General features: G+C 64.5%; 2 protein-coding genes. Both read right to left on the bottom strand.

The genetic code is table 11. The features are described 5' to 3' along the window. Positions 1-1,530: class I tRNA ligase family protein (locus V2I30_RS04380; protein ID WP_330660862.1), on the bottom strand; the 1,530-nt coding region annotated here is incomplete at its 3' end. Positions 1,531-1,571: 41 nt separating this feature from the next. Further along, positions 1,572-2,165 (bottom strand): hypothetical protein (locus V2I30_RS04375; RefSeq protein ID WP_330660861.1); only part of this gene is annotated, 594 nt, incomplete at its 5' end.

Raw genomic sequence — 2,165 nt, 5'->3', positions numbered from 1 at the left:
CTTGTCCATCGGCACGAACCATTGCGGCGTGCAGCGATAGATCACCTTCGCCTTGGAGCGCCAGGAATGGGGGTAGGAGTGGTGGTAGTCCGCCGAGGCCGAAAGCAGCGCACCCGCCTGCCTGAGGTCCGAGCAGATCGGCCCGTCGGGCGCGTTGAAATTGGCGTTGATGACCGCGCGGCGGCGTTCCTTGCCCTCCGCATCGAGATTGCCCGCGCCGAGCCATGGCCAGTCGTCGCGGTAGCGCCCGTCATCCATCACCGCGAAGACGGGGTGGATGCCTGCCGATTTGCACAGGTCGAAGTCGTCCTCGCCATGATCGGGCGCCATGTGGACGAGGCCGGTGCCAGAGTCGGTGGTGACGAAGTCGCCGGGGAGCAGCGGGCGGAGCCGAGAGAAAAATTCAACATTGGCAAGCTGCGATTCTGACCAGCGCGAAGCTGCACCAGGCCAGTTCTCACAATCGCTTCCCGCGCTTGTATTCTTGACCCAAGCATCAAGGCGACGCGCCATCGGGTGCGCAACTAATGTGCCCGCGAGGTCAGACCCCTTGCCTTGCCACAGGAGCTTGTAAGCGCCGCGAGGAGCCAAAACGTCGTATGACTTTTCCGCCCGCTCAAAAAAAGCTGAAATCAGCTCGCGAGCAAGAAGAATGCGATATGTCTTCGTCCGACTGTAGTACGTACGATCTTCGATCCCCGGCTCATCGTCCTGCCGATTATGCGCTGGTCGTTCATATTCGACCAGAACATACTCAACCTCCGGCCCGTAAGCCAAAGCCTGGTTCACCGGGATCGTCCACGGCGTCGTCGTCCAGATCACCGCGTGGGCGCCGACCAGTTCGGGGATCGGCGATTCGACAATCTCGAACGCCACGTCGATCTGGGTCGAGGTGATGTCCTCGTATTCGACCTCCGCCTCGGCCAGCGCGGTCTTTTCGACCGGCGACCACATCACCGGCTTCGCGCCGCGGTAGAGGTTTCCGGCCTCCGCGAATTTCATCAGCTCGGCGACGATGGTGCCTTCGGCCTCGAAATCCATCGTGAGGTAGGGATTGTCCCAATCGCCCAAAAGGCCGAGCCGCTTCAATTGCCCGCGCTGCACGTCGACCCAGGCTTGCGCATAGGCGCGGCATTCGGCGCGGAATTCGCTGCGCGGAACATCGTCCTTGTTGAGCTTCTTCTTGCGGTACTGTTCCTCGACCTTCCATTCGATCGGCAGGCCGTGGCAGTCCCAGCCGGGGACGTATGGCGCGTCCTTGCCCATCAGGCTCTGCGAACGCACCACCATGTCCTTCAGGATGTGGTTCAGCGCGTGGCCGATATGCATCTCGCCATTGGCGTAGGGCGGGCCGTCGTGCAGGATGAACTTCTCGCGGCCAGCCCTCGCCTCGCGCAGTTTCGCGTAGAGGTCGATCTCCGCCCAGCGCGCCTGGATGCCCGGCTCCTTCTGGGGAAGGCCGGCTTTCATGGGGAAATCGGTCTTCGGCAGGAAGACCGTGTCTTTCAGGTCGCGCTTTTGGTCAGACATAAGGCCGCCCCGTTAGTGCATCGCGCGCCCGCGGGGAACCCTCATTGAGAGGCGCGGCGGCGTTCGAGCGCGGCTTGCGATGCGTCGATCTCTTCCTGCGTGCGATCGTCGAAGCGGGTGATGAGCGCCGGCAGCGTCGTGAAGGCGTCGCCCGACCAGATATAGCCGTTGAAGCTCGCGGGGATCTGGGTGAGCTGTTCGGGCAGGGTCACGCCCGCGATCGGGCCCGCCGCGCTCGCCTGCGGCCCCTCGATCACGATCCGCCCGCCGTGCGCACCCATCCGCGCGATCAGCCGGTTGGGCCAGCCCCACAGCAGCGCCTGTTCGCCGAGCGCAATCAGCATGGTGCGGCCCTTGCAGCTCTCCGGGAGGAAGCCCGACCACCCTTGCGCGATGTAACCGGCGGTGCATTGCCGCGCCGCGTCGGGGTTGAACGCCCACACACCCGGATAAAGGTCGCGGATCGCGGCGATGGCTTCGGCCGGGCCGTAGAAGGCATCCTCCGCCTCGACCGGGTTGCGCCCGGCCTTGCGGTAGGCGGCGGCGATCCCTTCGACCAGCGCGGGATTGTCGCTCGCAAGGTGGACCATCAGCCGTCCGCGCCGGGGCATGGTGCGCGCAATGTCGGTGAGCGT

The organism is Erythrobacter sp. (genome assembly GCF_036351135.1).
In the GTDB taxonomy this organism is placed as follows: domain Bacteria; phylum Pseudomonadota; class Alphaproteobacteria; order Sphingomonadales; family Sphingomonadaceae; genus Erythrobacter.
The sequence above is the reverse complement of the archived record's forward strand: the minus strand, read 5'-3'. Positions and strand labels throughout refer to the sequence as shown.